Origin of the sequence: Pseudomonas sp. SO81, assembly GCF_030374125.1 — a bacterium.
GTDB lineage: Bacteria > Pseudomonadota > Gammaproteobacteria > Pseudomonadales > Pseudomonadaceae > Aquipseudomonas.
On record NZ_CP126126.1, the window covers coordinates 2,145,143 to 2,170,992 of the forward strand.

Consider the following 25,850-nt stretch of genomic DNA (forward strand, 5'->3'; position numbering starts at 1 on the left):
CGGCTTTTTGCAGCTATAGAAAGAGGAGGGATGGCCGACATAGCGATAACTACACATAAGCATCACATACGGTCACAGGATGACCGACCGATGGCCTTTAGCCATTAGTTGGCTTTCTGTACACTTCGCGCCCCCGACTTGGGTACCTGCCATGCTGAAGAATCTGTCACTGACCCTGAAGTTGTCGCTGCTGCCCGCCGTCGCCCTGCTCGGCCTGCTGCTGTTCGTGGGCTACACCTCGGTGCAGCTGTCGGCCAACGATGCCCGTCTGGATACCCTGGAGACCCACAGTTTCCCCACCCTGGAGAAAGCCGACGCGGTGAACTTCCAGTTCTCCCGCCTGCCCGGCCTGCTAAACAGCGCCGTCGCCGCCGGCGAGCTGTCGACCCTGGACGAAGCGCGCCAGGTGCTGGCCGAGATCTCCAATCTGCAGCAGGCCCTGCAGCCACTGACCCGCGCCAACGACGAGCGCGCCGGCGAACTGGATGCCTGGCGCCAGGCCATCGGCCGCTACGCCGACAACGCCCTGCCCTCCTCCGAGCAACTGATCAAGGGCAGCGCCGGCTTCGAAGACCTGCGCCCCAACCTGGACCGCATGGCCAGTGACCTGGCCGCCGCGCAGAAGCTCGGCGAGACCTTCCGCGCCCATGCCTATGAAGACTTCCAGAGCACCCTGGGCCAGGCGCGTACCGACAACGCCGAGACCACCCGCGTCGGCTTCATCCTCACCGCATTGCTGGTCGGCCTGGTCGGCCTTGGCGCCTGGGTGATCATCCGCGGCATCATGGGCAACGTGCACGGCGTGATCGATTCGCTGAAAGCCATCGCCCGCGGCGACGGCGACCTGACCCGCCGGGTCAACGTCGATTCGCGCGACGAGATCGGCGAGATGATCCAGCTGTTCAACGGCTTCCTCGACAAGCTGCAGGGCACCATCCGCCAGACCATCGACGCCGCCAGCCCGCTGGGGCAGATGTCCCAGGAGCTCTATCGCCTGACCCAGGACGCCACCCAGAACGCCCGCTCGCAGCAGGGTCATACCGACTCGATCGGCCGCGACATCCAGACCATGACCAGCAGCATCCAGGAAGTGGCGCAGCGCTCCCAGCAGGCCTCCGAAGGCGCCGGCGCTGCCTCGCGCCAGGCCGGCAATGCCCGCGAGAGCATCGGCAGCCTGTCCAGCAGCATCAGCGACCTGGGCAGCAGCGTGATGGGCGCGGTGCAGGCCATGGAGCAGTTGGAGGAAGAGACCCAGCAGGTGGGCTCGGTGCTCACCGTGATCCGCAGCATCGCCGAACAGACCAACCTGCTGGCGCTCAACGCCGCCATCGAGGCCGCCCGCGCCGGCGAGCAGGGTCGCGGCTTCGCCGTGGTCGCCGACGAGGTGCGCAACCTGGCGCAGAAGACCGCCGCCTCCACCGCCGAGATCCAGCAGATCATCCAGCGCCTGCAGAACAGCGCCAACGGCGTGCTCAACGTCATGACCGCCAACGGCGAGAAGGCGCAGAACAGCATCGAGCGCTCGGTGGAAGCCACCCGCATGCTCGAGTCCATCGCCGTGGCGGTGGGCCAGATTGACCAATTGAACGCCGGCATCGCCCAGCTCACCCAGGAGCAGATCGGCCTGTCCAGTTCCATCCAACAAGAGACCCAAGTGTTGCAGCAGGATGCCCAAGCAACCGCACATGGGGCCGAAGCCACCGCACGCCTAGGCGAGCAGCTGGTCAGCACAGGAGACCACCTGCGCGCGGCAACGGCCCAATTCCGCGTTTAACCCATTCAATGGAGCATCACCGCATGACTACTGCCCGCGTCCTCGGCCTGGCCATCTGCCTGGCCAGCACTTCGGCATTCGCGCTGGAACAAGGCGAAGCCCTCATCAACGGTTTCGGCACCGTCGGCGTCACCCACCTGGGTGGTGAAGACGACGGCCGCGGCTACGGTCTCTCCGGTCAGACCAAAGACTCCTGGCGCGGCGACCAGCTGAGCAAGTTCGGCGCCCAGCTGACCTACGGCGTCACCGACACCGTCGGCCTGACCCTGCAGACCACCGCCAAGGCCTACTCCGACGAGTGGAAAGCCAACCTGGAATGGGCCTACCTGTCCTGGCAGAGCACCGACAACCTGATGCTGCGCTTCGGCCGTCTGCGCACCCCGGTGTACATGTACTCCGAGAGCATCGACGTGGGCTTCGCCTACCCCTGGCTGCGCCTGCCGGACGAGGTCTACAGCCAGGTCCAGCTGTCCAACTACGAAGGCGCCGATCTGGTCTACAACCTGCCGCTGTCCTTCGCCACCGTCTCGTTCCAGGTCGCCGGCGGTGTCGCCAAGAACCGTGACTACTACCTGTACGACGAAGAATTCGACATCGACTACGACAACGTCTTCGGCGCCAGCGTGAGCATGGCCACCAACGACTACGGCACCTTCCGCGTCGGTTATGTCGAGGCCGATATCGAGACCGAGATCTCCGGCAGCTTCACCGACATCTTCGGTCGCCCGAGCTCGGCCACCCTGCTGGCCCTGGACAAGGACAAGGGCAAGTTCACCTCGATCGGCTACCAGTACGACAACGGTACCTGGCTGACCGCCAACGAGTGGACCAGCCGCGTCATCGAGAACGACAACACCCACAGCACCGACTCGTTCTACCTGATGGGCGGCCGCCGCTTCGGCGACTTCCTGGCTCATGTCACCTACGCTCAGCTGGACGAGGACGAAGGCCGCCAGAACTCCTGGACCCTCGGTCTGAACTACAACATCCTGCCGACCGTGGTGCTGAAGGGCGAGTACAAGCGCGTGGACACCAACGGTGGCTACGACGGCGTGTTCGTACGCAACTCCCAGGAGCTCTACGACAACACCGTCAACGACCGCACCAACGGCCTGCTCGGCGTACCGGCCCGCAACTACGACGGCGACATCATCAGCGCCGGCGTCGACTTCGTCTTCTGAGGAGCATGCACATGAAGCTGTCCATTCGCATCCTCCTCGCCGCCGCCAGCCTGGGCGCTGCCGCCCTGGCCCAGGCCGAGGTCGCCGTGATCGTCAATGCCGGCGCGTCCGCCGCACCGTCGCAGTCCGACGTCGCCAACATCTTCCTGGGCAAGAACAAGTCGCTGAAAGGCGTCGACCAGAAAGACTGGAACCCGACCAAGGAGAAGTTCTACACCGCGGTCACCAACAAGAACGAAGCCCAGCTGAAGTCCTACTGGTCCGGCCTGGTGTTTACCGGCAAGGGCCAGCCGCTGCCGAGCGTGGCCGGCGACGCCGACGTGGTCGCCAAGGTGGCCGCCGAAGCCGATGCCATCGGCTACGTGGACAAGGCCGCAGTGACCGACAAGGTCAAGGTGCTGTTCACCCTGCCCTGATTTCGGGGTAGCGCGATGAAAGAGGCCGGTGGGGCAACCCACCGGCCTTTTTCATGCCTGGCGCATCTCTGCCACCAGAATCGCCAGCAGCTCCCCGGCCGGTAGCTCCCGCGCCAGCGGTGCGCCCTGGCCAGCCCATTGCGCGGCGAAGTCGTGGTTGCCTCGGGCCACAGCCGCTGCCTGCAGGGCCTTGGTGGCGTCATAGGTGTAGGAGTAACCGGGCAGCGCCGGGGCACCGGGCCTACCCAGCTCGCTGAACCCCCGATTGGGCAACCCGCGAGCGGGGCGCCCGGACATCGCCGCGGTGATCTGCGTGCGATGGGCCTTGTCGCTCTTGAGCGCCGCGCGGTAGGCGGCGTTGGCCAGCGACTCCGGACACAGCACGAACGCCGTGCCCATCTGTACGCCGGCGGCGCCGAGGGCCAGCGCGGCGTTGATGCCGGCGCCATCCATGATCCCGCCTGCCGCAATCACTGGCCGGTGGCTGCGAGATGTCAGCACCCGCACCAGGGCCAGGGTGCCGATGCCGGAGTCGCCCCGCTCCGGCTCGAACAGCCCGCGGTGACCGCCCGCCTCGATGCCTTGCGCCACCAGCGCATCGACCCCGGCGGCCTCGGCCAGCTCGGCCTCGGCCACGCTGGTGACGCAGGCCAGCAGGCGGATGCCGGCCGCCTTGAGGGCGTCGATGCTGGCCTGCGGCGGCAGGCCGAAGTGGAAGCTGACCACGGCCGGGCGCTCTTCCAGCAGCATTGCCAGCATGTCCGCATCGGCGATGAAGCTGCGGTAGATGTCGCGCAGCTCACCCGGCGGCGTGGCGCCGAACTCGGCGAAGAAGGGCCGCAGATGCTCCAGCCAGGCAGCCTGAGTTGCGGTATCGACCGGTGTCGGGCGGTGGCAGAACAGGTTGATGTTGAACGGCTTGCCGGTCTGCCCGCGCAGCTCGGCGATCAGCGCGCGACCCTGCTCCGCCGTACTCGCCGCCAGGCTGATCGAGCCCAGGCCACCGGCATTGGAGACCGCCGCCGCCAGCTGCGGGGTGGAAACGCCGAGCATCGGCGCCTGGATGATCGGCTGCTCGATGGCGAGCAATTCGGTGATGCGCGGCGTTGCCATGATTTCGACTCCTTGGGCTTGACCAAATATTCTCTAAAAGAGATTCTTCACAAAACATTATTCTTTTTAAGAGATTATTGAAAGCCCATGGATCCGTCGACGCTGACCATCTTTCGCACCGTTGCCCTGGAGCAGAGCATCACGCGCGCGGCCCAGCGCCTGGAGCGTGTGCAGTCCAACGTGACCACGCGCATCCGCCAGCTGGAGGACGACCTCGGCGTGCAGCTGTTCCTGCGCGAGGGTAAGCGCATGAGCCTGACCGAGCAGGGTCGCGAGTTCCTCGCCTATGCCGAACGCCTGCTGGCCCTGGCCGACGAGGCGCGCCAGGCCATGCACCCGCAGCAACCGGGCGGCACCCTGCGCCTGGGCAGTATGGAAAGCACCGCGGCCAGCCGCCTGCCCGGACCGCTGGCGCGTTTTCACCGCGCCTTCCCGCAGGTCAGCCTGGAGGTCAGCACCGGACCCAGCCAACCGCTGCTCGACGCCGTGCTGGCGCGACGCCTGGACTGCGCGCTGATCGCCGCGCCGACCAGCCGGGTCGGCAAGCGCTGGGCGGTCGAGGCGCTGGACCCAGGCCTGCTCAGCCAGGCGGTGTTCAGCGAGGAACTGCTGCTGGTGCTGCCGAGCGACCACCCGCCGGTCCGTGGCCCGCAGGATGTGCAGCTGCGCACCCTGGCCGGCTTCGCCCAGGGCTGCACCTACCGGCAGATCGCGCAGAGCTGGCTGAACGGCGCCGGCAGCCCGGTGCGCGTGCAGGAGGTCGGCTCCTACCACGCGATTCTCGCCTGCGTGGCGGCCGGCTCCTGCGTCGGCATCCTGCCGCGCTCGCTGCTCGAACTGCTGCGCGAACCGCCGGCGGTGCAGTGCGTGCCGCTGCTCGAAGTCGACACCCTGCTGGTCTGGCGTGGCGACTACCGCAGCGCGGCTTTCGAGCAATGGCGCGAGACGCTGCGGGCGGCCTGATGCCAAGCTTCGCTGCCCCCATCGCCGCCGCCCTGCTGCTGGCCATCGGCATGGGTTTTGGCCGCTTCGCCTTTACCGGCCTGTATCCGCTGATGCTCGACGACGGCCTGCTCAGCCTGCACGCCGGCTCGCTGGCGGCCTCGGCCAACTACGCCGGCTATCTGCTCGGCGCCCTGCTGCTGGCCCGCAGCAACGCCAGCCGGGCCTCGCGCCTGTGCCAGTGGGCGCTGGGCGGCACCCTGCTGACGCTGGCGGCCCTGGCCTGGATCGGCCAGCCCTGGCTGATCGTGCTGACCCGCTTCGCTGCCGGGCTGTTCAGCGCCATGGCCTTGGTCGGCGCCTCGCTCTGGCTGCTCTCCGCCGGCGGCCAGGCGCGCAGCGCGCCACTGCTGTTCGCCGGTGTCGGCCTGGGTATTGCGCTGTCGGCACAGCTGATCGCCGTCGGCCACGCCAGCGGAATGCACAGCCAGGCACTGTGGCTGAGCCTGGCCCTCGGCGGCCTGCTGCTGGCGCTGCCGGCCTGGCTGCAGCTGCGCCGGCCGCTGCGGCGCGACGGAGCAGCGCCGGGGGCATCGGCTGTCGCCACGGGAAGTCTGGGCGCCTGGCGCCTGATCCTGATCTACGGCCTGGCCGGCCTCGGTTACATCGTGACCGCCACCTACCTGCCGCTGTTGTTGCAGGGCCATCTCGGCGACCTCGACCCGCTGCAGATCTGGACCGCCTTCGGCCTCGCCGCCATGCCCTCGTGCTTTGCCTGGCACGCCGTGCATCGGCGCCTGGGCACGGCGCGCGGCCTGGCACTCAACCTGCTGCTGCAGGCGGTCGGGGTGATCCTGCCGGTGTTCAGCCAGGCCACCTGGGCCTGCCTCGGCAGCGCAGTGTTGGTCGGCGCTACCTTCATGGGCACGGTGACCATCGCCATGCCCGCGGCCCAGGCGCTGGCCAGCCGCGTGCACTTCAACATGCCGGCGACCATCACCGCCGCCTATGGCCTGGGCCAGATCCTCGGCCCGCTGCTGGCCTCGGCACTGTTCGCCCGCAGCAACAGCTTCAACCCGGCCCTGCTGGTCGCTGCGAGCGCCCTGGCGCTGGGCGCGGCCCTGTGTCGGCCCTGCGCCCGGCTTGCCCGGCCTGCGACCTAGGTCCAATTGGCGGCCTGCTGCGCAAGCGCCAGCATGCTGCAAACCTCCCCGCGCAGGGATCACTCCCATGCAATCCAAGCAAGGCCTGGCCGCCAGCAAGGCCGCGGTGCTGCAGAACGTCCATGGCACCATGGAGTTCCTGCGCAAGTACCCGCCGTTCAACCAGATGGACAGCGCCCAGTTGGCCTATCTGGTGGAGCACTGCCAGCTGCGTTTCTATGCCGCCGGCGAGAGCATCATCAAGCCCGCCGACGGGCCGGTGCAGCACTTCTACGTCGTCAAGCAGGGCCAGGTGGTCGGCGAACGCCCGCACTCGGCTCGGCGCGGCAGCGAGACCACCTTCGAGATCGCCAGCGGCGAATGCTTCCCGCTGGCCGCCCTGCTCGGCGAGCGCGCCACTCGCACCGAGCACCTGGCCGGCGAGGACACCTTCTGCCTGCTGCTGGCCAAGGACGCCTTCGTTCGCCTGTTCGCCCAGTCCGCGCCCTTCCGCGACTTTGCTCTGCGCGGGGTCAGCAGCCTGCTCGACCAGGTCAACCAGCAGGTGCAGCTGCGCGCGGCGGAAAACCTCGGCGCGCAGTATTCGCTGGATACCCCGCTGCGCGAGCTGGCGCCGCAGCAGCCGGTGGCCTGCAGCGCCGACACGCCGCTGCGCGACGCGGTGCGGCGCATGCACGAGCTGCACGTCGGCAGCATCGTTATCGTCGACGAGCAGGCGCGCCCCGAGGGCATCTTCACTCTGCGCGACCTGCGCCGGGTGGTGGCCGATGGTGAATCGCTGGAGCAGCCGATCAGCGCGCTGATGACCCAGCGCCCGTTCCACCTGTCGCCCGACGCCAGCGCCTTCGACGCCGCCCTGGCGATGACCGAGCGACACATCGCCCACGTCTGCCTGGTGGAAGACGGCCGCCTGGTCGGCGTGGTGTCCGAGCGCGACCTGTTCTCCCTGCAGCGTGTCGACCTGGTCCACCTGGCCCGCACCATCCGCCATGCCGGGCGCATCGAGACCCTGGTGGCGCTGCGCGGCGACATCCGCCTGCTGGTCGAGCGCATGCTCGCCCACGGCGCCAGCTCCACCCAGATCACCCAGCTGGTGACCCTGCTCAACGACCACACCGTGTGCCGGGTAATCGAGCTGGTGCTGGAGGAAATGGGCGACCCCGGCGTGCCGTTCAGCTGGCTGTGCTTCGGCAGCGAGGGCCGCCGCGAGCAGACCCTGCACACCGACCAGGACAACGGCATCCTCTTCGAGGCCCGGGACGCCGCCGATGCCGAGCGCATCCGCCAGCTCCTGCTGCCGCGCGCCCGACGCATCAACCAGTTGCTCGCCGAGTGCGGCTTCAGCCTGTGCCGCGGCAACATCATGGCCGGCAACCCGCAGCTGTGCCTGTCGCGCCAGGAATGGACGCGACGCTTCTCCAGCTTCATCCGCGAGGCCACCCCAGAGAGCCTGCTGGGCTCGAGCATCTACTTCGACCTGCGGGTGGTCTGGGGCCCCGAGCAGGGCTGCCGGCAGCTGAACCAGCACCTGCTCGCCGAAGTCGCCGACAACAGCCTGTTCCAGCGCCAGCTGGCGGCCAACGCCCTGCGCCATCGCCCGCCGCTGGGGCGCTTCCGCGACTTCGTGGTGGCGCGCAAGGGCGCCGAGAAGGACACCCTCGATCTCAAGGAGCAAGGCCTGACACCCTTCGTCGACGGCGCCCGCCTGCTGGCCCTGGCCCACGGCATCGGCGAGAGCAGCACCCTGCGCCGCTTCGCCGAGCTGGTGCGCCTGCGGGTGATCGACGCCCAGGACGGCGCGGCCTACGAGGAGGCCTACCACCTGATCCAGCAGATGCGCCTTCAGCTGCACCAGCAGCAGGCGGCCCAGGGCCTGGGCTTTTCCAACCGCCTCGACCCGGACAGCCTCAATCACCTGGACCGGCGCATCCTGCGCGAGTCCTTCCGCCAGGCCCAGCGCCTGCAGGCCAGCCTCGCGCTGCGCTACCAGCTATGAGGAAGATGCTCGAATGGCTGCGCCAGAGCAGCCCCGTCGTCGACCCACGCAGCCTGCGCCTGCCCGCGCCGGCGGCGCTGGACGAGCGGCCGCTGGCCAGGCAGCGCCTGGTGGTGGTGGACCTGGAGACCAGCGGCCTCGATCTGCAGCGCGACCAGTTGCTGGCAATCGGCGCGGTGGTGATCGAGGACGGCGCCATCGACCTGTCCCAGCAGTTCGAGTGCACCCTGCGCCAGGCCGATCACCGCGCCGGGCCCAGTACCCTGATCCACGGCATCGCGCCCAGTGCGGTCGCCGCCGGCCGCGAGCCGGACGATGCGCTGCTGGACTTCATGCAGTTCGTCGACGACAGCCCACTGCTGGCCTTCCACGCACCTTTCGACCAGCACATGCTCGAACGCGCCCTGCGCGAACAGCTCGGCTATCGCCTGCGCCACCCCTTCCTCGATGCCGCCGTGCTGGCCCCGCTGCTCTACCCGGAGGCGCCACCCTGCCGCGGCCTGGACGAGTGGCTGGAACACTTCCAGCTGCAGGCCAGCGAACGCCACCACGCCAGCGCCGATGCCCTGGCCACCGCCGAACTGGCGCTGATCCTGTTCAGCAAGGCCCGCCGCCAGGGCCTGGACAGTCTGGCCGAGCTGCAGCACAGGGCCCAGGCCTGGCGCCGCCGACAGCTGGCGCCCTCGCTCTGATAGACGGCTCAATACCGTTTGTAAAACATTCTCGATTCCACCTGCGGCAACGCTCCCCTAGAATGCGGGGCCCTCTCCAGGCCCCGGGCTGCCCCATGCGCTCCACCACCATCCGCCGCTGGTCCGTCATCCACACCTGGACCAGCCTGGTGTGCACCCTGTTCCTCTTTCTGCTGGCGCTCACCGGCCTGCCGCTGATCTTCCATCACGAGATCGAACACCTGCTGGGCGAGGCACCGGAGCTGCGCGAGATGACGCCGGACGCACCGCGCCTGGACCTGCAGCAGCTGGTCGAGGCCGGCGAGCGCCACCGCCCCGGCGAGGTGGTGCAGTACCTCGGCTGGGAGGAGGACGAGCCCAACGGCGTGGTGACTATCATGGCCGCCACCGCCGGCACCGAGCCCAACTCCTCGCACACCTTCATGCTCGACGCGCGTACTGGCGAGGCAGTGGAAATGCCGGCGGCCAATGGCGGCTTCATGATGCTGATGCTGCGCCTGCACGTGGACATGTTCGCCGGCCTGCCGGGCAAGCTGCTGCTGGCCTTTATGGGCATCCTGTTCGTGGTGGCGATCATCTCCGGCGTGGTGCTCTACTCGCCCTTTATGCGCCGGCTGGACTTCGGCACCGTGCGCCAGCACAAGTCCACGCGCCTGCGCTGGCTCGACCTGCACAACCTGATCGGCATCGTCACCCTGGTCTGGGCCCTGACCGTGGGCGTCACCGGGGTGATCAGCGCCTGCGCCGACCTGTTGATCAGTGCCTGGCGCAACGACACCCTGACCGCCATGGTCGCGCCCTATCGCGACGCCCCGCCGCTCACCGAGCGCGCCCCGGCCACCCGCCTGCTGGACATCGCCCAGCAGGCCGCGCCCGGCATGCAGCCGGACTTCATCGCCTTCCCCGGTACGCGCTTCTCCAGCGAGCACCACTACTCGGTGTTCATGAAGGGCAGCACGCACCTGACCTCGCACCTGTGGACGCCGGTGCTGATCGACGCCAAGACCCTGCAGGTCACCGCCGTGGCCAGCCGCCCCTGGTACATGGACGCCCTGGCCATGTCGCAACCGCTGCACTTCGGCGACTATGGCGGCCGGCCGATGCAGATCCTCTGGGCGGTGCTCGACGTGCTGACCATCATCGTTCTCGGCAGCGGCCTGTACCTGTGGTGGGTGCGTCGCCGCGCGCCACGAGCGGCCCTGCGCGACGAGGTGGCTGCATGAAGCGCTGGCGCGAATCAACCTTCGCCATCCCCACCCTGATCGGCGCGCTCAGCGCCGGCGGCCTGTTCGCCGCGCTGCTCGGCGACGGCCCGTGGGACGCCCTGGCCTGGCTCGGCCTGGGCCTGCCGGCCGTGCTCGGCTGCTGGCCACTGCTGCGCCGCTGAAAAGCACTGGCGAAAGCGCAACGCCGACCTAACGTGAGAGAAGGCAGAGATCGGAAGCACAGGAGTGCACCGCTGTCAGTCCCTTCTCCCTCGCTGTTCTGCCGCCACCGCCGTATTCGCGGCATCGACGCCAAACAGCCAGGGAGCACCGCCATGCTGTTCATCACCAATCGTTTTCCCAAAGGCTCGATCAAGAGCGAGATCGACCGCCCGTTCGCCTTCGACCTGGACAACAACGCGCCGAGCAACTCGGTGTTCTTCTGCGAGCGGCAGAGCAAGAAGAAGCTGGTCGAGCTGGGCAGCCAGGTCTTCCTCGGCCGCCTGCAGGAGGCCAAGCAGCGGCAGATCCTGCTGTACATCCACGGCTACTCCAACCTGCCTGACGACGTGTTCGCCGCCGTCGACGAGTTCCAGGACCTGTGCAACCAGCGCGGCAAGGACGAGGTGCTGGTGGTGCCGGTGATCTGGCCCTGCGACAACGACAAGGGCATCGTCCAGGACTACTGGGACGACCAGAAATCCGCCGACTACAGCGCCGTGTCCCTGGCCCGCGCCCTGTGCTTCTTCCTCGCCTGGCGCAAGGACCGCGAGGAGGCCGGCCAGGCCAGCTGCCTCAAGCGCATCAACGTGCTGGCCCATTCCATGGGCAACCGCGTGCTGCGCGAGACCCTCTGCGAATGGGACCGCTACGACCTGGCCAACGGCGTGCCGATGCTGTTCCGCAACACCTTCCTGGTCGCCGCCGACATCGAGAACGAGTCGATCCACCGCGGCCAGCGCGGCGAGCTGATCTCCCACGCCTCGCGTAACGTGGTGGTGTACTACGCCTCGGACGACATGGCCCTGCGCAGCAGCAAGGCGGCCAACCTGAAGAACCGCATCGCCTCGCGGCGCCTCGGCCACAGCGGGCCGGAGAACCTGGAGCTGACGCCGCAGAACGTCTATGCGGTGGACTGCGACGACATCAACACCCTGTACGACTTCCCCAAGGGCCACTCGTACTTCCGCAGCGGGCGCATCAAGGGCATTCCCGGCGTGGTGTTCGACCATCTGTTCGAGTGCCTGGTCAGCGGCCGGGTGTTCCCTCAGGACGAGTTCCGTCGCACCACCATCCTGCACGACAGCGCCGCCTGATCACGGGCATAAAAAAGGCCCCGGGAGTGGGGCCAAGCGCAGGGTGACAAAGGGCAAATCAGGTCAGATGGGCGTGGGGGCCGCTGAGGTAGTCGAGCAGACGGAACAGGCTGGCCTTGAGCGAGGCGCAATGGGCACTGCCGGCCTGGATGGTCGCGGCATCCTGCACCGCGCCAGAGCGCTGCAAGTCCTGCGGACAGGCGGCGAGCAGCTGCTCGATGCTCGCCGGGCTGCTTTCCAGATGGCACTGCAGGGCCACGGCGCGCTCGTTCCAGACGAAGCCCTGCATCGCGCAGGCCGCCGAGTGGTAGAGCGGGATAGCATCGGCCGGCAGACTGAAGGTCTCGCCATGCCAGTGCATGGCCATCAGCCGCTGCGGCAGCATGCGCCCGAGCGGCGACAGGCGCGCCTCGGCGTGCTGCTCGATCGGGTGCCAGCCGATCTCCGCCGTGTCGGCCACGCGCACCTCGCCGCCCAACGCCTCGGCCAGCAGCTGGCCACCCAGGCAGATACCCAGCACCCGCTTGCCGGCTTCGAGCGCCGCGCGCAGTAGCTGCTTCTCGGCTACCAGCCAGGAATATTCGGCCTCGTCATGCACGCTCATCGGCCCGCCCATGACCACCAGCAGCTCGAAGTCGTCGAGCGTCGGCAGGGCATCGCCGGCATACAGGTGGTGTACCCGCGCCGGCAGATTGCGTTGATCCAGCCACTGGCCGATCTGCGCCGGTCCCTCGAACGCCACATGCTGCAGGATGGATACATGCATCGCTTCACCTCCTCCGTCATTCGCCGTGCATTGCGTGGCCGTCACGCCTGTTCGAGTTCCAGGTACCGGTACTGCACGCCGAGCAGGCGAATACCTTCCGGGCCGCACTCGACGATGCGTCGTTGTTCCTGGCGTTGCTGCACCCGCAGGCTGAAGCCCTCGGTGGCCAGGAAACGTTGCGCCAGTTCGTCGCGCACCTCGCTCAGGCGCGCGCCGGTGACCATCAGTTCGGCCCACAGGCAATCGTCGCGATGCAGCTGGATCAGGTACTCGTTCATGCACTCAGCGCCGGCCGTGCCGGGCCCTCCAGGCGGTTGCGCCAGTCTTCCAGCTGACCGCTGGACAGGCGCCGCGCGGCGCTGTGGCGCCAGCGCTCGGACAGGGGTTCGCAGGCCAGCAGCTGTTGCAGGCCGCCGCGCTCGAGGGGGAACTGGAAGTAGCTGCGGATGGCCTGGGCCACGCTCAGGCCGGGGTGACTGCGCTGCACCAGCTCCAGCGGTTGCGCGGCGCTGACCCAGCCCGGACGCAGCACACGGAAGAACCAGCCGCACAGGCCATTGTCCTGCATCTGCAGCGCCAGCCCCGGCAGCGCCCAGCGCTCGGCCAGGCGGTAGCAGGGCGAGCGCGGCTGGCTGACCTGCAGCAGGGCATCGCCCCAGCGGAAGATGTCGCCGATACACACCTGGCTCTCCAGCAGGCCGCGGCTGGACAGGTTCTCGCCGAAGGCCGGCTGCTGCCAGTCGCGCTGCGGGTAGTGCTGGCGCCACTGCGCATAGTGCTCGGAGGGGTAGAGGTGCAGGGCGCGCTCGGGGCCGCCGTGGTGGCGACTATCGCCCTGCTCGTCGCCTTCCAGGCCCAGCGGGCCGAGCCATACCTCGGCAGTCACCGGCAACTTGTTCAGCGCGCTGACATAGCCAAGGCCCTCATCCACGGCTTTTCCTATGAATAATCCCGCCACCTCTGCCTTGATCATTTTCTCCGCCACCCACGTCGCGGCTTTCGATGCGGCAGATGATAGGGACTTGAGCAGCGCGACGACATTTCGATTTCCCAGCTTCATTGATAAGCTGGAGTTATCGATAATCGAGGAATAGCCTGTGGATTTTCGCCAGCTGCGCTACTTCGTCGCTCTCTACGAGGAAGGCCATGTCGGCCGAGCCGCCGAGCGCCTGAGCCTGTCGCAGCCGGCGCTGTCGCAGCAGATCCGCCAGTTGGAGCAGAACCTGGAAGTGGCGCTATTCCAACGCAGCGGCAAGCGCCTGCTGCCGACCCTCGCCGCCCACACCCTGTACAACCACGCCCTGCCGCTGCTCGACGGCCTGGAGCGGGCCCGCGATGCCCTGCGCGGCTTCCGTGGCCGCGCGCCGCGCAGCCTGGCCATCGGCGTGTTGCAGACGGTCAACGCCAGCCTGGTGCCGCACCTGCTGGAGAAATTGCGCGCCGCCCAGCCGCAGCTGGTGGTGCAGATCTACGAGCTGTCCGGCCTGGAGATCGAGCGGCGTCTGCTCAGCGGCAGTCTGGATATCGGCATCGGCTTCCTGCCGCCGCGCAAGCCCGGCCTGCACAGCCTGGAACTGTACGAGGACGAGCTGCAGCTGGTGGTGCCGCCGGACCATGCGCTGCGCGAGTTCAGGAAGGTATCGCTGGCCCAGGCGGCGGAGCAGCCCATGCTGCTGCTCGGCGAGGAATTCCGCGTGCGGCAGATCTGGCAGGAGCAGCTGGCCCTGCTCGGCCGCCGCCCCCATGTGCAGGCCGAGCTCAACCATATGAGCGGCATCCTCGACAGCCTGCCGCACTCGGCCGGCCTGGCTACCGTGCTGCCGGGCCAGGCGCGCCAGCTGCATGCCAATCAGGGACTGCTGTGGAAGCCGATCAGCGAGCCGCGCGTGCCGCTCAAGGTCGGCCTGGTATTCCGCGATGCGCAGCGCCAGCAGCCGACACTGGATCTGCTGGGCAAGCTGCTGAACGAGGTGGTGAAGGGAAATGGCTGACGCAGAAAATAAAAAACCCCGCTTGCGCGGGGTTCTGCAGACTGGTTCCTGACATCCGTGATCCGTTCGCCATCCTGGCGGACAATCCCTCATTTCCCTGTTGTCGCGGTGCGCTTCCTGCGCTAAGTCCTTGAAAGCGAGATTAATCTTCCTAATGGCACGGTGATAGCAGCCTTCGCCGGCGCGCCGTGTAAGCCAAAGATTACAAAGCCGCCGAGCGGGAAGGGGTTCACAAAGTCGGTGTGACCGCTATCATCGCGCGCCTGATTGACCTGCGCCCCGCGCCACCGAGCCTGACATGAGACCGCAACTGATCGCCGCCGCGGAAATCGACCGCGTCGAAACCTGGACCAAGTACAACAAGGACATGTGCACCAGCTGCATGTCCACCTGCTGCACCATGCCGGTGGAAGTACGCATCGTCGACCTGATCCGCCTCGGCGTGGTCGACGAGTTCGAGCGCGGCGAGCCGCCGAAGAACATCGCCAAGCGTCTGCAGAAGGAAGGGCTGATCGAGCGCTTCAACCAGAAGTCGGGCATCTTCACCCTGACCCGCATGAGCAACGACGACTGCATGTACTTGGATCGCAAGACCCGCCTGTGCACCGTCTACGACAAGCGCCCGGACACCTGCCGCAACCACCCGCGCATCGGCCCGCGCCCGGGCTATTGCGCCTGGCGCCCCAAGGGCTGAGGCCAGGCGCTTACGACGGTTGGCGCGGGCTGTTACGCATCCGTAGCCAGACCACGCCGAGCAGCACCAGCGGTATGCCCAGGCTGAGCCACGACAGCAGGTCGTAGACCTGGTCGCCGACCAGCGCCGAGAGCAGGCCGAACAGGCTCAGTACACCCAGCGCCAGGGGCCAGCGGAAGATCATCCACAGTCCGCGCCTCATGCCCCGCCCTCCGCCACCAGGCCACCGGCATTCAGCTCCGCCAGGCGCTTCTCGATGGGTGCCTTGCGCCGGGCCAGCCAGAGGTACAGGCCGCTGATCAGGATGACGATGGACACGATGTCCAGCAGCGCCCAGATGATCTTCAGCGGCAGGCCGCCGTAGTCACCGAAGTGCAGCGGCTGCGAGATCAGCAGCGTTTTCACGTACATCGGCATCTCGCGCATGTCGGTCAGCTCGCCGGTCGTGGCATCGACCAGCGCCGGCTTGAGCAGGCGCGCGGTCAGCGGCGTGTCGCCGCGCATGAACACCGCGTAGTGGTGCTGGCTGCTGAAGTCGGTGCCGGGGTAGGCGACGAAGCTCGGCTTCATGTCCGGCGCAGCCGCCTGCGCGGTCTGCATGGCCTTGTGCAGCGAGCCCAGCTCGGTCAGCGGCGGCAGGTCCTTGTAGGGCGCGGTCATTTCCGCCAGCTGGCCGTTCTGCCACAGGCCGAGAATCGGAATCGCCAGGGTGTTGATCACCCCGGTGGCGCCGACCACCAGCACCCAGGCCAGGGTGACGATGCCGAGCACGTTGTGCAGGTCCAGCCACTTCAGGCGGTTGCTGCGCGCGGTGCGCACGGTGGCGAAGTCCAGCTTGCGCATGAACGGTGTGTAGACCACCACGCCGGACACCAGCGAGGCCACCAGCAGCAGGCCCATGAAGCCGAGGAACAGGTAGCCGGGCAGGCCGAGGAACATGTCGGTGTGCAGGCGCAGCATCAGGTGCATGAACCCGTCTTCCGGCGGCTCCGAGGGAAACAGCTCACCGGTGCGCGTATCGAAGTTCTGGATATAGGCATCCAGCGGCGGCGGCTGAATGGTCGGCGCCGTGAAGATGAAGCCCAGCGGCTCTTCCGGATCGAAGCCGACGAAGCGCACCACCTCGCCCGGCCGCACCGCCAGCGCCTCGGTGATCAGCTTGTCGTAGTCGATGCGCGGCGAGTCGGCGGTGATCTCCTTGAGCTCGGGGTGCGGCTCGAAGTAGTGCTCGATCTCCTCGTGGAAGATCAGCGGCAGGCCGGTCAGGCACAGCATCAGCAGGAAGACGGTGGAGATCAGGCTGGTCCACTTGTGGACCAGGTACCAGTTACGCAGGGATCGGGCGGTCATCTTCGGCTCGTCTTGGCGTCCGAGCGGCCTGCGAGGAACGGAAGCTGGCAGTAGCAGTTCTGCCGCCACGAAAAGGCTAGGAGCTCTTTTCGCGGTGGCGAACATGCGCGCGCTCTTCCCGCTGCTGCGTATACGGCTCGGTAATCATTTGCGAATACTTCTCATGTTATCCGCTACCGGCCAACCCCCACAAGCGCAACGCCCTACCAATTCAGCGACAGACTCAGGCCGATGCCGTGCAGGTCGTTGTCGCCGGCCTTGCGGTAGTCGTAGCCGACCTGCAGGGCCAGCTCCGGCGCCAGGCGCTGGCGCAGGCCGAATGCCGCGCGGGTCAGGTGCTCCTCGCGCTCCACGCCCTCGAGGCTGAAGTCGATGCCGGCGACGCTGTTCAGGCGCATGTCGACCTCGCTCTGCTCGTCCTCGAACTCCTTCTCCTGGGCGATTTCGCCGAACAGCTCGGCATCTTCGGCCAACTGGAAACGCGCCTGCAGACCGACGCCCAGGCGCCGCGAGTCGCGGGCCTGGTCGTCGTAGCTCAGTGCGGTGGAGCTGGCGCCATCCTCGCGGTAGCCATCGACCTCGACGCGCGCCAGGTCGGCGCTAACGAAAGGACGCAGACTCAGGCGCGGGTCGCCGGCTTGCAGCTCGAGGCCCAGGCGCCCGCCGAGGGCCAGCACCTGGCCGTCGGTATCGCCGCGCTCGGTGCGGGTGGTCTGGCCGAGGGCGAAGCGCCGCTCCAGGTCCTGATAATCCAGGTAGCCCGCGCTCAGCGTCACGTCGCCCCACAGCAGGCCGTCGCGATACTGGGCGAAGGCGCTGGCCAGGTAGCTGCGCAGGCCGTAGTCGGAGTCGCGCGGGCCCATCTGCAGGCCCTGTTCCTGCACATCCAGCGCCGCCCCCAGGCGCCACTGCTCACTCGGGCGATAGCTGCCGCCCAGGCTCAGGCCCTTGCCGCTGACATCGCCGGCGGCGCTGGTGTCGCTGCCTTCCAGATCGGCACGGCGCGTGCTGCCGTCGACGAAGCCACGCCAACGACCGACCGCCTGCCAGGCGCCCGTGTCGCCCAGCCATTGCTGGCGCAGATGATCCTGGCTGCCGCGCAGGGCCGTCTCGGCGGCCTGGGGCAACAGGCTCAGCTCCCATGGCGCGGCCAGGATCGAATAGCCCTGGTCGGCAAGGATCTGCTGCATGGCGGTGGTCGGATGCACGATGTCGGCGTAGATCAGCCGATTGGGATCGGGGGTGATGCCGCTCAGGCCATACACCGGATTGACCCCAGCGCCACAACCGGCGAAGCAGGTGCCGAGCAGATTCTGCGTCGGGTCGAAGCCGAAGGCGGCGGCATCGGCCAGGACCTCGCGATAGAGCAGCGGCACATTGAGCGGAATGACCTCGGCGCGGACGGCGCCGAGCTGCGTCGCCAGCTCGGCATTGAACGCCTGGGCCAGCGGCACCTGGGCGCTGTTGACCACACCACCGGTGACCGGGCTGGCCACGTCCACCAGCAGCGGCACCATGAAGTAGCGCCCACCGGCCGCCTGCAGGGCACGCACGCCGGCGACCAGACGGCCGGCGGCGGCCCGCGCGCTGGCATCGTCGACGATCAGTCCCTGGAGGAAGTCGTTGCCGCCGCCATTGAGGTAGAACAGAGTGTCCGGGTCGATGCTCAGGCCCTGGTTGCGCAGGTTGACCAGGTAACCGTCGCGTTGGCGGATCAGCGGATCGCTGTAGTTCAGGCCGGCGCGCACCTGGGAGCCGCCGATGCCGGTGAGCGGGTCGAACACGCCGGTGATGGAGTTGTAGATCTGCTCGGTGCGATAGCCGCCCACCGCCCAGTTGTCACCGTCGGCCTGACCGTTGAGGGCACGCATGACGTTGGTCGAAGCCACCTGCGGGGCTAGCCCCAGCTGCTGGTTGATCAACATCGGCGAGGTGTAGCCATAGGCCTCGCCCGGCCCGAAGCCCGGTCCCACGCGATTGGTATGACGCACCGGGTTGCTCGGGGCGCCCGCCTCGGGGCGCTGGCCGGCGTCGCTCAGGCTGTCGCCGAACACCACCATGCCGCTGTAGGCGCCGGCCTGGGCCGAGGTGGCGCTGGCCAGCAGGCAGGCGAAGGCCAGCGGAGTCAGTACTCGCTTCATGTGTCATGTCCCTTGTTCTTGTTGTGATGGGCAAGCGGCGAGGGACTGTAGGGGACGGCGAGGCGGGAGCGCACGATCGCTCCACGCATTTTCCCTCCTAAGACTGAAACGCCGCGCGACGGATTACTCCACCGTGCGGCGCTCGTTCCAACGAGGGATGAAGCGGAGGCTAGAGCGGCTGGGCGCTCACCTTGTGCGGCTCCTGGCGGGCCAGCTCATGATCGACCGCCTTAGGCTTGATCAGGCTGAAGTCGATCAGGTTCTGCGGCTGTTGCGGATTGCCGATCAGCAGCGGGCGCGGCTTGAAGTCGGCCCCCACTAGGCTGCGGCTGCGGTCACGCTCGGCGAAGTCGAGCCCGGCGAGGTCGGCCCAGGTGTGCACCAGGCTGGAGCTGCTGGCCGCCCGCCCGAACGCCTGGCTGAAATCGCGCGGCTGCTGGGCCTGCCATTTCGGCGAGTTCCACAGGATGAAGGGAATGGTGTACATCGGCCCGGTCGGCGCCGCCTCGTTGCGCCCCAGCACCTCGGCCTTGGGCGCGTCGAACACCGCCTCGCCGTGGTCGGAGAGATAGAGCAGGAAGCCGTTCGGGTCGGTGGCCGAGAAGCGCTTGATCAGGCTGGAGACGACGAAGTCGTTGTACAGCACCGCATTGTCGTAGGCGTTGTAGGTCGGCAGCTGGGCGTCGCTGACATGCTCCGGCGCACCCTGGCGATCGGTGAAGCGCTCGTACTCCGGCGGATAACGGTACTGATAGCTCATGTGGGTGCCGAGCAGGTGGACCACGATGAACTTGCGCGGCGCATCCTCGTCCAGCACCTTGGCGAACGGCTCGAGCACGTCACCATCGTACTGGCGGGCATTCTGCTCGCGGTTGTTGTTCAGGTAGAACTGCTCGTCCGCCTGCTTGGAGAAGGTGGTGAGCATGGTATTGCGCTTGGTGATGGTCTGCTGGTTGGTGATCCAGTAGGTCTTGTAGCCGGCCTGCTTCATCACGCTGACCAGCGAAGGCGTGTTCAGGTAAGCATCGGGGTTGTTCTGGTCGGCGAAGGTCAGTACCTGCTGCAGCGCCTCGATGGTATAGGGCCGCGGCGTGACCACGTTGCCGAACACCTGCAGCTGGTCGCGCAGCTTGTCCAGCTCCGGCGTGGTCTGGCGGTCGTAGCCATACAGGCTCATGCGCTGGCGGTTGGTCGACTCGCCGATGACCAGCACCAGGGTCGCAGGCTGGCCGGCGTGGGCGTCCACCAGATCGGTCAGCGGTGCGATGCGCTGGCGGCCCTCCAGCAGCGCCTGCATGTTGGCCAGCTGCGCGCGGTACTGCCGATAGCCGACCACCAGCTGCCAGGGCGTGGCCGGCTCGATGCGCTCCTCGAAGTTTTCCAGCGCCGAGCGCAGGTCGTCATGCTTGCTGAACTGGCGCAGGGCCGGATAGCCAAGCGAGGAAAACAGCAGAAACAGCGAAGCCAGCAGCGCCCCCGGCCTGGACAGGTATACCGGGCGCACCTTGCGCCACAACAGCCAGGCACCCAGGCCGTAAGCGAGGAAGGCCGGCACCATCCACCAGGCGAAGTACTGCGCCAGGTACTCGGTGCCCTCGCTGACGTTGGACTCGAAGAGGATGAAGATGACGCTCTGCGAGAACTCCTGGCCATAGATCAGGAAGTAGCCGAAACCGGCCAGCGAACACAGCCACAGCGGCACACCGATCAGCGCCGCCAGCAGGCGCGCCCGCGCCGGGAACAGCACCAGCGGCACCAGCCACAGCAGGCTCAGCACCAGCGACTGGCGCAGCCCGGAGAAGCCGGCACTGTCACTGGCGTAGATCAGTACCTGGGTGACACCCGAGAAGTACCAGAAGAACAGAAAGGTCCAGCCCAGGCCAGCCCAGTCGATGCCGCCACGAGAAGCGTCGGCGCGTTGCGCGATAGTCATCACAGCCCCAAGGCGAAGCGGGAAACTCCCTTATGGCCGGGGAATCTGCCGGAGCGGGCGTGAAAACTTTGTCAAAAGGTCAGAAAAAGTCTCTCACTGCCTACGACGAGAGGCTTTATGCGCAACCTTACGCCAGGCCTACCGCCCCGCCGCCAAGCCAGCCGTACGACTGAACTGCGTCGCCAGCGGCACCTTGAGCCACAAGCCGTTGCCGGACCGGCACTGCAGGTGCTGCATCTTTTCGCGCTTGCGGCGCAGTTCGGAGGGTTTTTCGTGGCAGCCGTAGCGGCGCTTGTGCCAGGGGCGCGCCAGTTCGGCATGAAGTACGTGCCGCAGCCGGCGAAGGGCCTGCTCGACACTTTCCTGTTCGGTCAGAACGACGGTGACCGGCATGAGCTGCGTGTTAGAGACTGACACCTGTCCGTGGTGATTGCGGAGCGCCAACCATAGCGCCCCGCTCGGGTTCAATCCAGCCGCCCTTCAATCCAGATGAAAGTGCGCGGTGTTCTGCGCCAAGGCGCGGCTGCCGTCGCTGAGGCGGTCGGCGACGCCGTGTACGGCCTGGGCGCCGTGCAGCAGGTCGGCGGCAGCCTGGTCGACCTGCTGGATATTGCCGCTGACCTCCTCGGCCGTGGCGGCCTGCTGCTCAACGGCGGTGGCGATCTGCGCGATCATGTCGCTGACCCGCTGCACGGCGCCGGCGATCTCGCCCAAGTGGTCGCCCAGCTCGGTGACCGAGCCGGCGTCCACTTCGGCCTGGCTGCAGGCGGTCTGCATCAGCTCCACCGATTGCAGGACCACGCGCTGCAGGGCCTCGACCGTGGCGCTGATCTCGCGGGTCGACTCCTGGGTGCGCTGCGACAGCGAACGCACCTCGTCTGCGACCACGGCGAAGCCCCTGCCCTGCTCGCCGGCCCGCGCCGCCTCGATGGCGGCGTTGAGTGCCAGGAGGTTGGTCTGCTCGGCGATGCCCTTGATCACCACCACCACCCGGTCGATCTGCTGGGCCTGTTCGCGCAGCTCGCCGAGGGCGGCGGCGGTGTCGCCCAGACGCGCGGTGAGCTGACGCATGCTGGCGGTGGTCTGCTGGCTGCGCTGGTTGCTCTGCTCGGCGATGTGACGGGTCTGGGTCGCATCCTGGGCGGCCATCTCGCAGTTCTCCGCCACGCTCTGCGCGGTGGCGGCCATCTGCGTGGCGGCGGCGGCGATCTGGCTGACCTGCTGCTGTTGCTGCTCCACCGCGCGCAGGGCCGACTGGGCCTGTTCGCTGAGGGTGACCACGGTGTCGCTCAGCTCAGCGCTCTCGCGGTTCACGCCCTGCAGCGAGCCGCGCATCTGCGCCACGGCGTCGTTCAGCGCGGCGCCGATCAGCGCCAGTTCGTCATTGCCATGCACGGTGACATGCCGACGCAGGTCGCCGTCGCGCAGGGACTGGGCCAGCGCGGTGATGCGCCAGCTGCTGCCGCGGATCGACGCCTGCAGGCAGACCAGTGCATACAGCGCCAGCGCCACCAGCACGCCAAAGGCGCCGAGGGTGATGATCAGTGCGCGCAGGGCCTTGGCGCGATACTGGCCGAGGCGGGTATCCAGCGCCTCCAGGGTGGCGCGCTGCAGCGTCTCGATATGGCCCAGCGCCGTATCCATGCCCTGCTCGAACGCCGCCACGTCGAGCTGGATGCCGGCGTCGCCGTACATCTTCTGGTCCAGCTGCTTGAGCCAGTCGTCCAGCCCGGCCAGGCTCTGGGCATAGGCCTGGTTCCAGGCCGAGAGCGACTTCGGCAATTCGCTTTCCAGGCGCTCGCCGAGCTTGGCCAGCTGCTGGCGCGACTCACCGGCGGCGGCGCGCATTTCGCGCAGCTGCAGGCGGCTCTGCAGGCTGAACTGGCCGGCGGCCACGGCGCCCTGGCCGACGCTGGCGAGCACGCCGAGGCGCTGCTGCAGGCGTGGCGAATCTTCGGTGGCCAATTGCATCAGCAGGTAGGTTTCCAGCCAGGGATCGAGGATCAGCCCGCTCTCGGTGGCGATCTGCTCGCGCAGGGCGCCGAGCTGCTGCAGGCTCAGGGTGAAGCGATCGTAGGCATCCGGCCACCAGCCGATGCCGCCCAGTGCCTGGGCCCGCAGGCCGTCGCGCTGGCCCTGCAGGGTGCGCAGGCTGGCCTGCAGCTGTTCGCTGGCGCCCTCGGCGACCAGGGTCTGCTGCAGGCTATCCAGCGCCTGGTCCAGCTCGGTCTCGCTCTGCTGCAGGCGGGTGATGGCGGCCTGGGTTTCCGCCGAGGCCTCGCGGTTGCGCTCGGTGGACTTCCAGCGGGCGGTCAGGTTGCGCTGGCGCACCAGCACCTGCTCGACCTTGTCCAGGGCCTGCAGCTGCAGGACACCGGAATGCTCGTCGGCGACGACCTTGAGCTTGCCCAGATAGTTTTCGCCGATGGACCAGGCGGCGTAGGCCAGCGGCAGGATGAACAGCAGCGCCAGCAGCTGGAACTTGCGGGCGAAGCTGAATTTCTCGAGTGCGTTGACTCCGGGCAGCAACAGCGCATTCATCGTCGAACTCCTGAATCGGACGAAACTGCGAAACGCATGAGCTAGCAAATGCCGAGCCACGCCTTCGCCGCTTCAAGGCTTCCATGGATATCGGAAGCCTCGCTGACTTCATGAGCTAAACGATAGAAGGCATTGCGCCATCAAGGTGCAAAAAGGCGCCATACGGGCGCATCTACTCGTCGAACTGGCCGATGTCCTGGCGCAGGGTCGCGGCCAGGGCCTGGAAGCCCTGCAGCAACAGCTGGTCGCTGTGCGAGGCGTTGCTGACGCTGGCGCGGACGAACTGCGGCACCGCCGCGCGGCCGACGGCGAAGGCCTCGGCGGTGGCGATCAGGCAGTTCTTCTGCTTCAGGTCCACCTCTACGTCCGAGGCGCGCCAGGGTTCGGGCACCTCGATCCAGAAGTGCGGGCACTGCGCATGGGTGCGATAGCTCAGGCCCTCCAGCAGCCCCTGCACCAGCGCCTTGCGCCGACCGATCTCGGCGATCTGCTGGCGCAGCAGCTTGGCAGCGATGCCGTTGCTGATCCAGTTGGTGGCCAGCTCCATGGCCAGCGGCGTGGCCATCCAGCAACTGGCGCGCAGGGTCGCGGAGATGCGCCCGACCAGGGTCGCCGGCGCGTGCAGGTAGCCGACCCGCAGGCCGGCGGCCATGGCCTTGCTCAGGCTGCCGATGAGGATGGTGCGCTCCGGCGCGTAGCAGCTCAGTGGCGGCGGCCGGTCCTCGACCAGCACGGCGTGGGCCTCGTCCTCGATGATCAGCAGGTTGTGCTCGCGGCAGATGGCGGCGATGGCCTCGCGGCGGCGCGCGGACATCACCCCGGTGGTGGGGTTCTGCAGGGTCGGCGTGCAGTACAGGGCGGTGACCCGGTTGTGCCGGCACAGCTCGTCGAGGGACGCGGGAATGATCCCCTCCTCGTCCATGCTGGCGCCGAGCAGCTTGATGCCGAGCATGCGTGCGGCGGTGATCAGGCCCGGGTAGGTGAGCTGCTCGGTGACCAGGCTGTCGCCGGCGCGCAGCAGGGCCATCAGGGTGCAGAGCAGGCCGTGCTGGCCTCCGTTGACGCACAGCACCTGCTCGGCCTGGGGCTGGAAGTCGCCATGGGCCAGCCAGTCCGCACCGGCCTGGCGGTAGCGCGGCAGGCCGGCGTCCGGGGTGTAGAGGGTCAGCTCGGCGAGGGTCTGCGGATCATGCGCCAGGTCCATCAGGCTCTGCGCCAGCAGGCTGGTCTCCAGGCCGGGGATGTGCATGTTGCGACTCATGTCGAACTGCTCCGGCCGCTCCTCGACGAAGTTGCTGAAGCCGGCGTCGCGCTTGCGCTCCAGGTCGCGCTGGCGAACGAAGGTGCCGTCGCCGACCCGCGCCACCACCAGGCCCATGCGCTCCAGCTCGGCATAGGCGCGACTGACCGTGCCGATGGTCACCCCCAGGCGATCCGCCAGGTTGCGGTGCGGCGGCAGCTTGGCCCCGCCCTCGATGCTGCCTTCCAGAATCCCGATCTCCATGGACCCGGCCAGGCGTTTGTATTTGGCGCCATGCCCCGAGGTTAACGCCTCGCGCAGCATTGACACCGTGTCAATAATTGGTTTGACAGCCATTTTTCGTCCAAATAGCCTAATTGACCAGTATCAATCGCGATTGATTCCTGAGCATTAGGGTTCAATTTTGTGATCACGAAGGATTGTCATCATGCCAATGTCTGCCGTAATTGAAAACACCGGTAAATCCGCCAAGTACTGGTTGGGTGCCTTGATCACCAGCCTGCTGTTCCTGATCGTCTGCCTGAGCTGGGGCACCACCTGGCTGGGGATCAAGATCGCGGTGGAGACCGTGCCGCCGCTGACCGCCTCCGGCCTGCGCTTCCTGATCGCCTTCCCGCTGTTCCTCTGCTTCGCCCTGATCCGCGGCGACTCGATCTTCTTCCCGCGCAGCCACCTGGGCTTCTTCGTCTTCGTCACCCTGTGCTACTTCAGCCTGCCCTACTACCTGCTCAACTACGGCGAGACCCACGTTTCTTCCGGCCTCACCGCGCTGCTGTTCAGCTGCATGCCGGTGTTCATCCTGCTGTTCTCCGCGATGTTCCTGCGCGAGCGCATCTACCTGTCCCAGGTGATGGGCATCGGCATCGGCTTCGGCAGCCTGTTCATGATCCTGCGCAGCCAGGGCCTGAGCCTGGCCCACGACGAGTTCGCCGGCGTGCTGGCGATCCTGGCGGCGGCGGTGATGCACGCGCTGTGCTACGTGGTGACCAAGAAGAAGGGCGCCGACATCAGCGTCATCACCTACAACACGCTGCCCATCGGCCTGGCCGGTCTGATGCTGTTCCTCGTCGGCCTGGGCGTGGAGCACCCCAGCTTCTCCGCCATCAGCGCGCGCTCGTGGATGGCCCTCACCTACCTCGGCCTGTGCGCCTCGGTGGGCGGCTTCATCGTCTACTTCTTCCTGCTCAAGCGCCTGAGCCCGGTGATCCTGTCCTTCGTCTTCATCATCTTCCCGGTGTTCGCCGTGATCATCGGCTCCTGGTACGAGGGCCTGCCGATTTCCCGCGACCTGGCGCTGTACTCCGCCCTGCTGCTGGCCGGTTTCGCCATCACCAAGGTGCCGGTGGAAAAGCTTCTGGCGAAGAGGGACTAAGCC

General features: G+C 67.4%; 24 protein-coding genes and 1 pseudogene. 13 read left to right on the forward strand and 12 right to left on the reverse strand.

Annotation, left to right across the window (positions count from 1 at the left end; translation table 11 throughout):
• Positions 1–151: 151 nt before the first annotated feature.
• The 3 genes from OH686_RS10225 to OH686_RS10235 are packed head-to-tail and all read left to right on the forward strand — an operon-like array spanning position 152 to position 3,371.
• Complete coding sequence (locus tag OH686_RS10225) at positions 152–1,774, forward strand: methyl-accepting chemotaxis protein (protein ID WP_289538299.1); 1,623 nt, start codon at positions 152–154, stop codon at positions 1,772–1,774.
• 23 nt (positions 1,775–1,797) lie between these two features.
• A complete protein-coding gene (locus tag OH686_RS10230; protein ID WP_289538301.1) occupies positions 1,798–2,955 on the forward strand; it encodes a hypothetical protein in 1,158 nt (385 codons plus the stop codon).
• An 11-nt stretch (positions 2,956–2,966) separates the two neighbouring features.
• The gene (locus OH686_RS10235) at positions 2,967–3,371 is read left to right on the forward strand and encodes a phosphate ABC transporter substrate-binding protein (protein ID WP_289538303.1); all 405 of its coding nucleotides are present in this window, start codon (positions 2,967–2,969) and stop codon (positions 3,369–3,371) included.
• 51 nt (positions 3,372–3,422) lie between these two features.
• Here the strand turns inward: OH686_RS10235 and OH686_RS10240 are convergent, their stop codons facing one another.
• Complete coding sequence (locus tag OH686_RS10240; protein ID WP_289538304.1) at positions 3,423–4,484, reverse strand: NAD(P)H-dependent flavin oxidoreductase; 1,062 nt, start codon at positions 4,482–4,484, stop codon at positions 3,423–3,425.
• Between the two features lie 87 nt (positions 4,485–4,571).
• Between OH686_RS10240 and OH686_RS10245 the strand changes: the two genes are divergently transcribed.
• The 7 genes from OH686_RS10245 (at position 4,572) to OH686_RS10275 (ending at position 11,798) form a co-directional block, all read left to right on the forward strand.
• Entirely contained in the window at positions 4,572–5,447 is an 876-nt protein-coding gene (locus OH686_RS10245; RefSeq protein WP_289538305.1) for a LysR family transcriptional regulator, read from the forward strand.
• Positions 5,447–6,589, forward strand: a complete 1,143-nt coding sequence (locus tag OH686_RS10250) for a YbfB/YjiJ family MFS transporter (RefSeq protein ID WP_289538307.1) — start codon at positions 5,447–5,449, stop codon at positions 6,587–6,589. Before OH686_RS10245 ends, OH686_RS10250 begins: the two co-directional genes overlap by 1 nt.
• A gap of 67 nt (positions 6,590–6,656) precedes the next feature.
• Positions 6,657–8,585, forward strand: coding sequence for a putative nucleotidyltransferase substrate binding domain-containing protein (locus OH686_RS10255; protein ID WP_289538309.1), 1,929 nt, complete (start codon positions 6,657–6,659; stop codon positions 8,583–8,585).
• Positions 8,582–9,277 (forward strand): 3'-5' exonuclease, encoded by a 696-nt coding sequence (locus tag OH686_RS10260; RefSeq protein WP_502942791.1) that lies wholly within the window; start codon positions 8,582–8,584, stop codon positions 9,275–9,277. Before OH686_RS10255 ends, OH686_RS10260 begins: the two co-directional genes overlap by 4 nt.
• Positions 9,278–9,372: 95 nt before the next feature.
• The gene (locus OH686_RS10265; RefSeq protein WP_289538313.1) at positions 9,373–10,500 is read left to right on the forward strand and encodes a PepSY-associated TM helix domain-containing protein; all 1,128 of its coding nucleotides are present in this window, start codon (positions 9,373–9,375) and stop codon (positions 10,498–10,500) included.
• On the forward strand, positions 10,497–10,664 hold the full coding sequence (locus tag OH686_RS10270; protein ID WP_289538315.1) for a hypothetical protein: 168 nt from the start codon (positions 10,497–10,499) through the stop codon (positions 10,662–10,664). Before OH686_RS10265 ends, OH686_RS10270 begins: the two co-directional genes overlap by 4 nt.
• Before the next feature lie 153 nt (positions 10,665–10,817).
• Positions 10,818–11,798: an alpha/beta hydrolase gene (locus tag OH686_RS10275; RefSeq protein WP_289538317.1), complete on the forward strand. Its 981-nt coding sequence runs from the start codon at positions 10,818–10,820 to the stop codon at positions 11,796–11,798.
• A 58-nt stretch (positions 11,799–11,856) separates the two neighbouring features.
• Here OH686_RS10275 and OH686_RS10280 read toward each other — a convergent pair whose 3' ends face one another.
• From OH686_RS10280 to OH686_RS10290, 3 genes are read right to left on the reverse strand one after another with little or no spacing between them, the layout of a single operon-like run.
• Positions 11,857–12,564 carry a type 1 glutamine amidotransferase gene (locus tag OH686_RS10280; protein WP_289538319.1) on the reverse strand — a complete coding sequence of 236 codons (708 nt, stop codon included), beginning with the start codon at positions 12,562–12,564 and terminating at the stop codon, positions 11,857–11,859.
• A 41-nt stretch (positions 12,565–12,605) separates the two neighbouring features.
• Complete coding sequence (locus OH686_RS10285) at positions 12,606–12,842, reverse strand: hypothetical protein (RefSeq protein ID WP_289538321.1); 237 nt, start codon at positions 12,840–12,842, stop codon at positions 12,606–12,608.
• Positions 12,839–13,537 (reverse strand): MOSC domain-containing protein, encoded by a 699-nt coding sequence (locus tag OH686_RS10290; protein WP_289538923.1) that lies wholly within the window; start codon positions 13,535–13,537, stop codon positions 12,839–12,841. Before OH686_RS10290 ends, OH686_RS10285 begins: the two co-directional genes overlap by 4 nt.
• A gap of 124 nt (positions 13,538–13,661) precedes the next feature.
• Here OH686_RS10290 and OH686_RS10295 point away from each other — a divergent pair, with 124 nt between their 5' ends.
• Together OH686_RS10295 and OH686_RS10300 are read left to right on the forward strand one after the other, a co-directional pair.
• Positions 13,662–14,555, forward strand: a complete 894-nt coding sequence (locus OH686_RS10295) for a LysR family transcriptional regulator (RefSeq protein WP_289538323.1) — start codon at positions 13,662–13,664, stop codon at positions 14,553–14,555.
• Between the two features lie 298 nt (positions 14,556–14,853).
• A complete protein-coding gene (locus OH686_RS10300; RefSeq protein WP_273815897.1) occupies positions 14,854–15,249 on the forward strand; it encodes a YkgJ family cysteine cluster protein in 396 nt (131 codons plus the stop codon).
• Positions 15,250–15,259: 10 nt separating this feature from the next.
• Here OH686_RS10300 and OH686_RS10305 read toward each other — a convergent pair whose 3' ends face one another.
• The 8 genes and pseudogenes from OH686_RS10305 to OH686_RS10335 all read right to left on the reverse strand — a co-directional run bounded on the left by OH686_RS10305 (position 15,260) and on the right by OH686_RS10335 (position 24,811).
• Entirely contained in the window at positions 15,260–15,451 is a 192-nt protein-coding gene (locus OH686_RS10305; protein WP_289538327.1) for a hypothetical protein, read from the reverse strand.
• Complete coding sequence (locus tag OH686_RS10310) at positions 15,448–16,599, reverse strand: PepSY-associated TM helix domain-containing protein (protein ID WP_289538329.1); 1,152 nt, start codon at positions 16,597–16,599, stop codon at positions 15,448–15,450. The genes OH686_RS10305 and OH686_RS10310 overlap by 4 nt, the downstream gene beginning before the upstream one ends.
• Before the next feature lie 203 nt (positions 16,600–16,802).
• Positions 16,803–18,740 (reverse strand): autotransporter domain-containing SGNH/GDSL hydrolase family protein, encoded by a 1,938-nt coding sequence (locus tag OH686_RS10315; RefSeq protein WP_289538331.1) that lies wholly within the window; start codon positions 18,738–18,740, stop codon positions 16,803–16,805.
• Between the two features lie 169 nt (positions 18,741–18,909).
• Positions 18,910–20,673, reverse strand: coding sequence for a phosphoethanolamine transferase CptA (cptA, locus tag OH686_RS10320; protein WP_289538333.1), 1,764 nt, complete (start codon positions 20,671–20,673; stop codon positions 18,910–18,912).
• Positions 20,674–20,811: 138 nt separating this feature from the next.
• Entirely contained in the window at positions 20,812–21,066 is a 255-nt protein-coding gene (gene rpsU / locus OH686_RS10325; RefSeq protein ID WP_289538335.1) for a 30S ribosomal protein S21, read from the reverse strand.
• Positions 21,067–21,153: 87 nt separating this feature from the next.
• Positions 21,154–22,008, reverse strand: coding sequence for a methyl-accepting chemotaxis protein (locus tag OH686_RS23375; RefSeq protein WP_502942806.1), 855 nt, complete (start codon positions 22,006–22,008; stop codon positions 21,154–21,156).
• Between the two features lie 6 nt (positions 22,009–22,014).
• Positions 22,015–23,214 (reverse strand): annotated as a pseudogene (locus OH686_RS23380) (HAMP domain-containing protein); the annotation flags it as partial.
• A gap of 172 nt (positions 23,215–23,386) precedes the next feature.
• Positions 23,387–24,811, reverse strand: coding sequence for an aminotransferase-like domain-containing protein (locus tag OH686_RS10335; RefSeq protein ID WP_137973572.1), 1,425 nt, complete (start codon positions 24,809–24,811; stop codon positions 23,387–23,389).
• Between the two features lie 97 nt (positions 24,812–24,908).
• Here OH686_RS10335 and OH686_RS10340 point away from each other — a divergent pair, with 97 nt between their 5' ends.
• Complete coding sequence (locus OH686_RS10340; protein WP_137974008.1) at positions 24,909–25,847, forward strand: DMT family transporter; 939 nt, start codon at positions 24,909–24,911, stop codon at positions 25,845–25,847.
• The last annotated feature ends 3 nt before the right edge of the window (positions 25,848–25,850 follow it).

What these genes read in the sequence shown, in the direction of transcription:
- OH686_RS10225 (WP_289538299.1), top strand. Translation starts at nt 152, where the DNA reads ATGCTGAAGAATCTGTCACTGACCCTGAAGTTGTCGCTGCTGCCCGCC.
- OH686_RS10230 (WP_289538301.1), top strand. Translation starts at nt 1,798, where the DNA reads ATGACTACTGCCCGCGTCCTCGGCCTGGCCATCTGCCTGGCCAGCACT.
- OH686_RS10235 (WP_289538303.1), top strand. Translation starts at nt 2,967, where the DNA reads ATGAAGCTGTCCATTCGCATCCTCCTCGCCGCCGCCAGCCTGGGCGCT.
- OH686_RS10240 (WP_289538304.1), bottom strand. Translation starts at nt 4,484, where the DNA reads ATGGCAACGCCGCGCATCACCGAATTGCTCGCCATCGAGCAGCCGATC.
- OH686_RS10245 (WP_289538305.1), top strand. Translation starts at nt 4,572, where the DNA reads ATGGATCCGTCGACGCTGACCATCTTTCGCACCGTTGCCCTGGAGCAG.
- OH686_RS10250 (WP_289538307.1), top strand. Translation starts at nt 5,447, where the DNA reads ATGCCAAGCTTCGCTGCCCCCATCGCCGCCGCCCTGCTGCTGGCCATC.
- OH686_RS10255 (WP_289538309.1), top strand. Translation starts at nt 6,657, where the DNA reads ATGCAATCCAAGCAAGGCCTGGCCGCCAGCAAGGCCGCGGTGCTGCAG.
- OH686_RS10260 (WP_502942791.1), top strand. Translation starts at nt 8,582, where the DNA reads ATGAGGAAGATGCTCGAATGGCTGCGCCAGAGCAGCCCCGTCGTCGAC.
- OH686_RS10265 (WP_289538313.1), top strand. Translation starts at nt 9,373, where the DNA reads ATGCGCTCCACCACCATCCGCCGCTGGTCCGTCATCCACACCTGGACC.
- OH686_RS10270 (WP_289538315.1), top strand. Translation starts at nt 10,497, where the DNA reads ATGAAGCGCTGGCGCGAATCAACCTTCGCCATCCCCACCCTGATCGGC.
- OH686_RS10275 (WP_289538317.1), top strand. Translation starts at nt 10,818, where the DNA reads ATGCTGTTCATCACCAATCGTTTTCCCAAAGGCTCGATCAAGAGCGAG.
- OH686_RS10280 (WP_289538319.1), bottom strand. Translation starts at nt 12,564, where the DNA reads ATGCATGTATCCATCCTGCAGCATGTGGCGTTCGAGGGACCGGCGCAG.
- OH686_RS10285 (WP_289538321.1), bottom strand. Translation starts at nt 12,842, where the DNA reads ATGAACGAGTACCTGATCCAGCTGCATCGCGACGATTGCCTGTGGGCC.
- OH686_RS10290 (WP_289538923.1), bottom strand. Translation starts at nt 13,537, where the DNA reads ATGATCAAGGCAGAGGTGGCGGGATTATTCATAGGAAAAGCCGTGGAT.
- OH686_RS10300 (WP_273815897.1), top strand. Translation starts at nt 14,854, where the DNA reads ATGAGACCGCAACTGATCGCCGCCGCGGAAATCGACCGCGTCGAAACC.
- OH686_RS10305 (WP_289538327.1), bottom strand. Translation starts at nt 15,451, where the DNA reads ATGAGGCGCGGACTGTGGATGATCTTCCGCTGGCCCCTGGCGCTGGGT.
- OH686_RS10310 (WP_289538329.1), bottom strand. Translation starts at nt 16,599, where the DNA reads ATGACCGCCCGATCCCTGCGTAACTGGTACCTGGTCCACAAGTGGACC.
- OH686_RS10315 (WP_289538331.1), bottom strand. Translation starts at nt 18,740, where the DNA reads ATGAAGCGAGTACTGACTCCGCTGGCCTTCGCCTGCCTGCTGGCCAGC.
- cptA (WP_289538333.1), bottom strand. Translation starts at nt 20,673, where the DNA reads ATGACTATCGCGCAACGCGCCGACGCTTCTCGTGGCGGCATCGACTGG.
- rpsU (WP_289538335.1), bottom strand. Translation starts at nt 21,066, where the DNA reads ATGCCGGTCACCGTCGTTCTGACCGAACAGGAAAGTGTCGAGCAGGCC.
- OH686_RS23375 (WP_502942806.1), bottom strand. Translation starts at nt 22,008, where the DNA reads ATGCGCGGCTCGCTGCAGGGCGTGAACCGCGAGAGCGCTGAGCTGAGC.
- OH686_RS10335 (WP_137973572.1), bottom strand. Translation starts at nt 24,811, where the DNA reads ATGGCTGTCAAACCAATTATTGACACGGTGTCAATGCTGCGCGAGGCG.
- OH686_RS10340 (WP_137974008.1), top strand. Translation starts at nt 24,909, where the DNA reads ATGTCTGCCGTAATTGAAAACACCGGTAAATCCGCCAAGTACTGGTTG.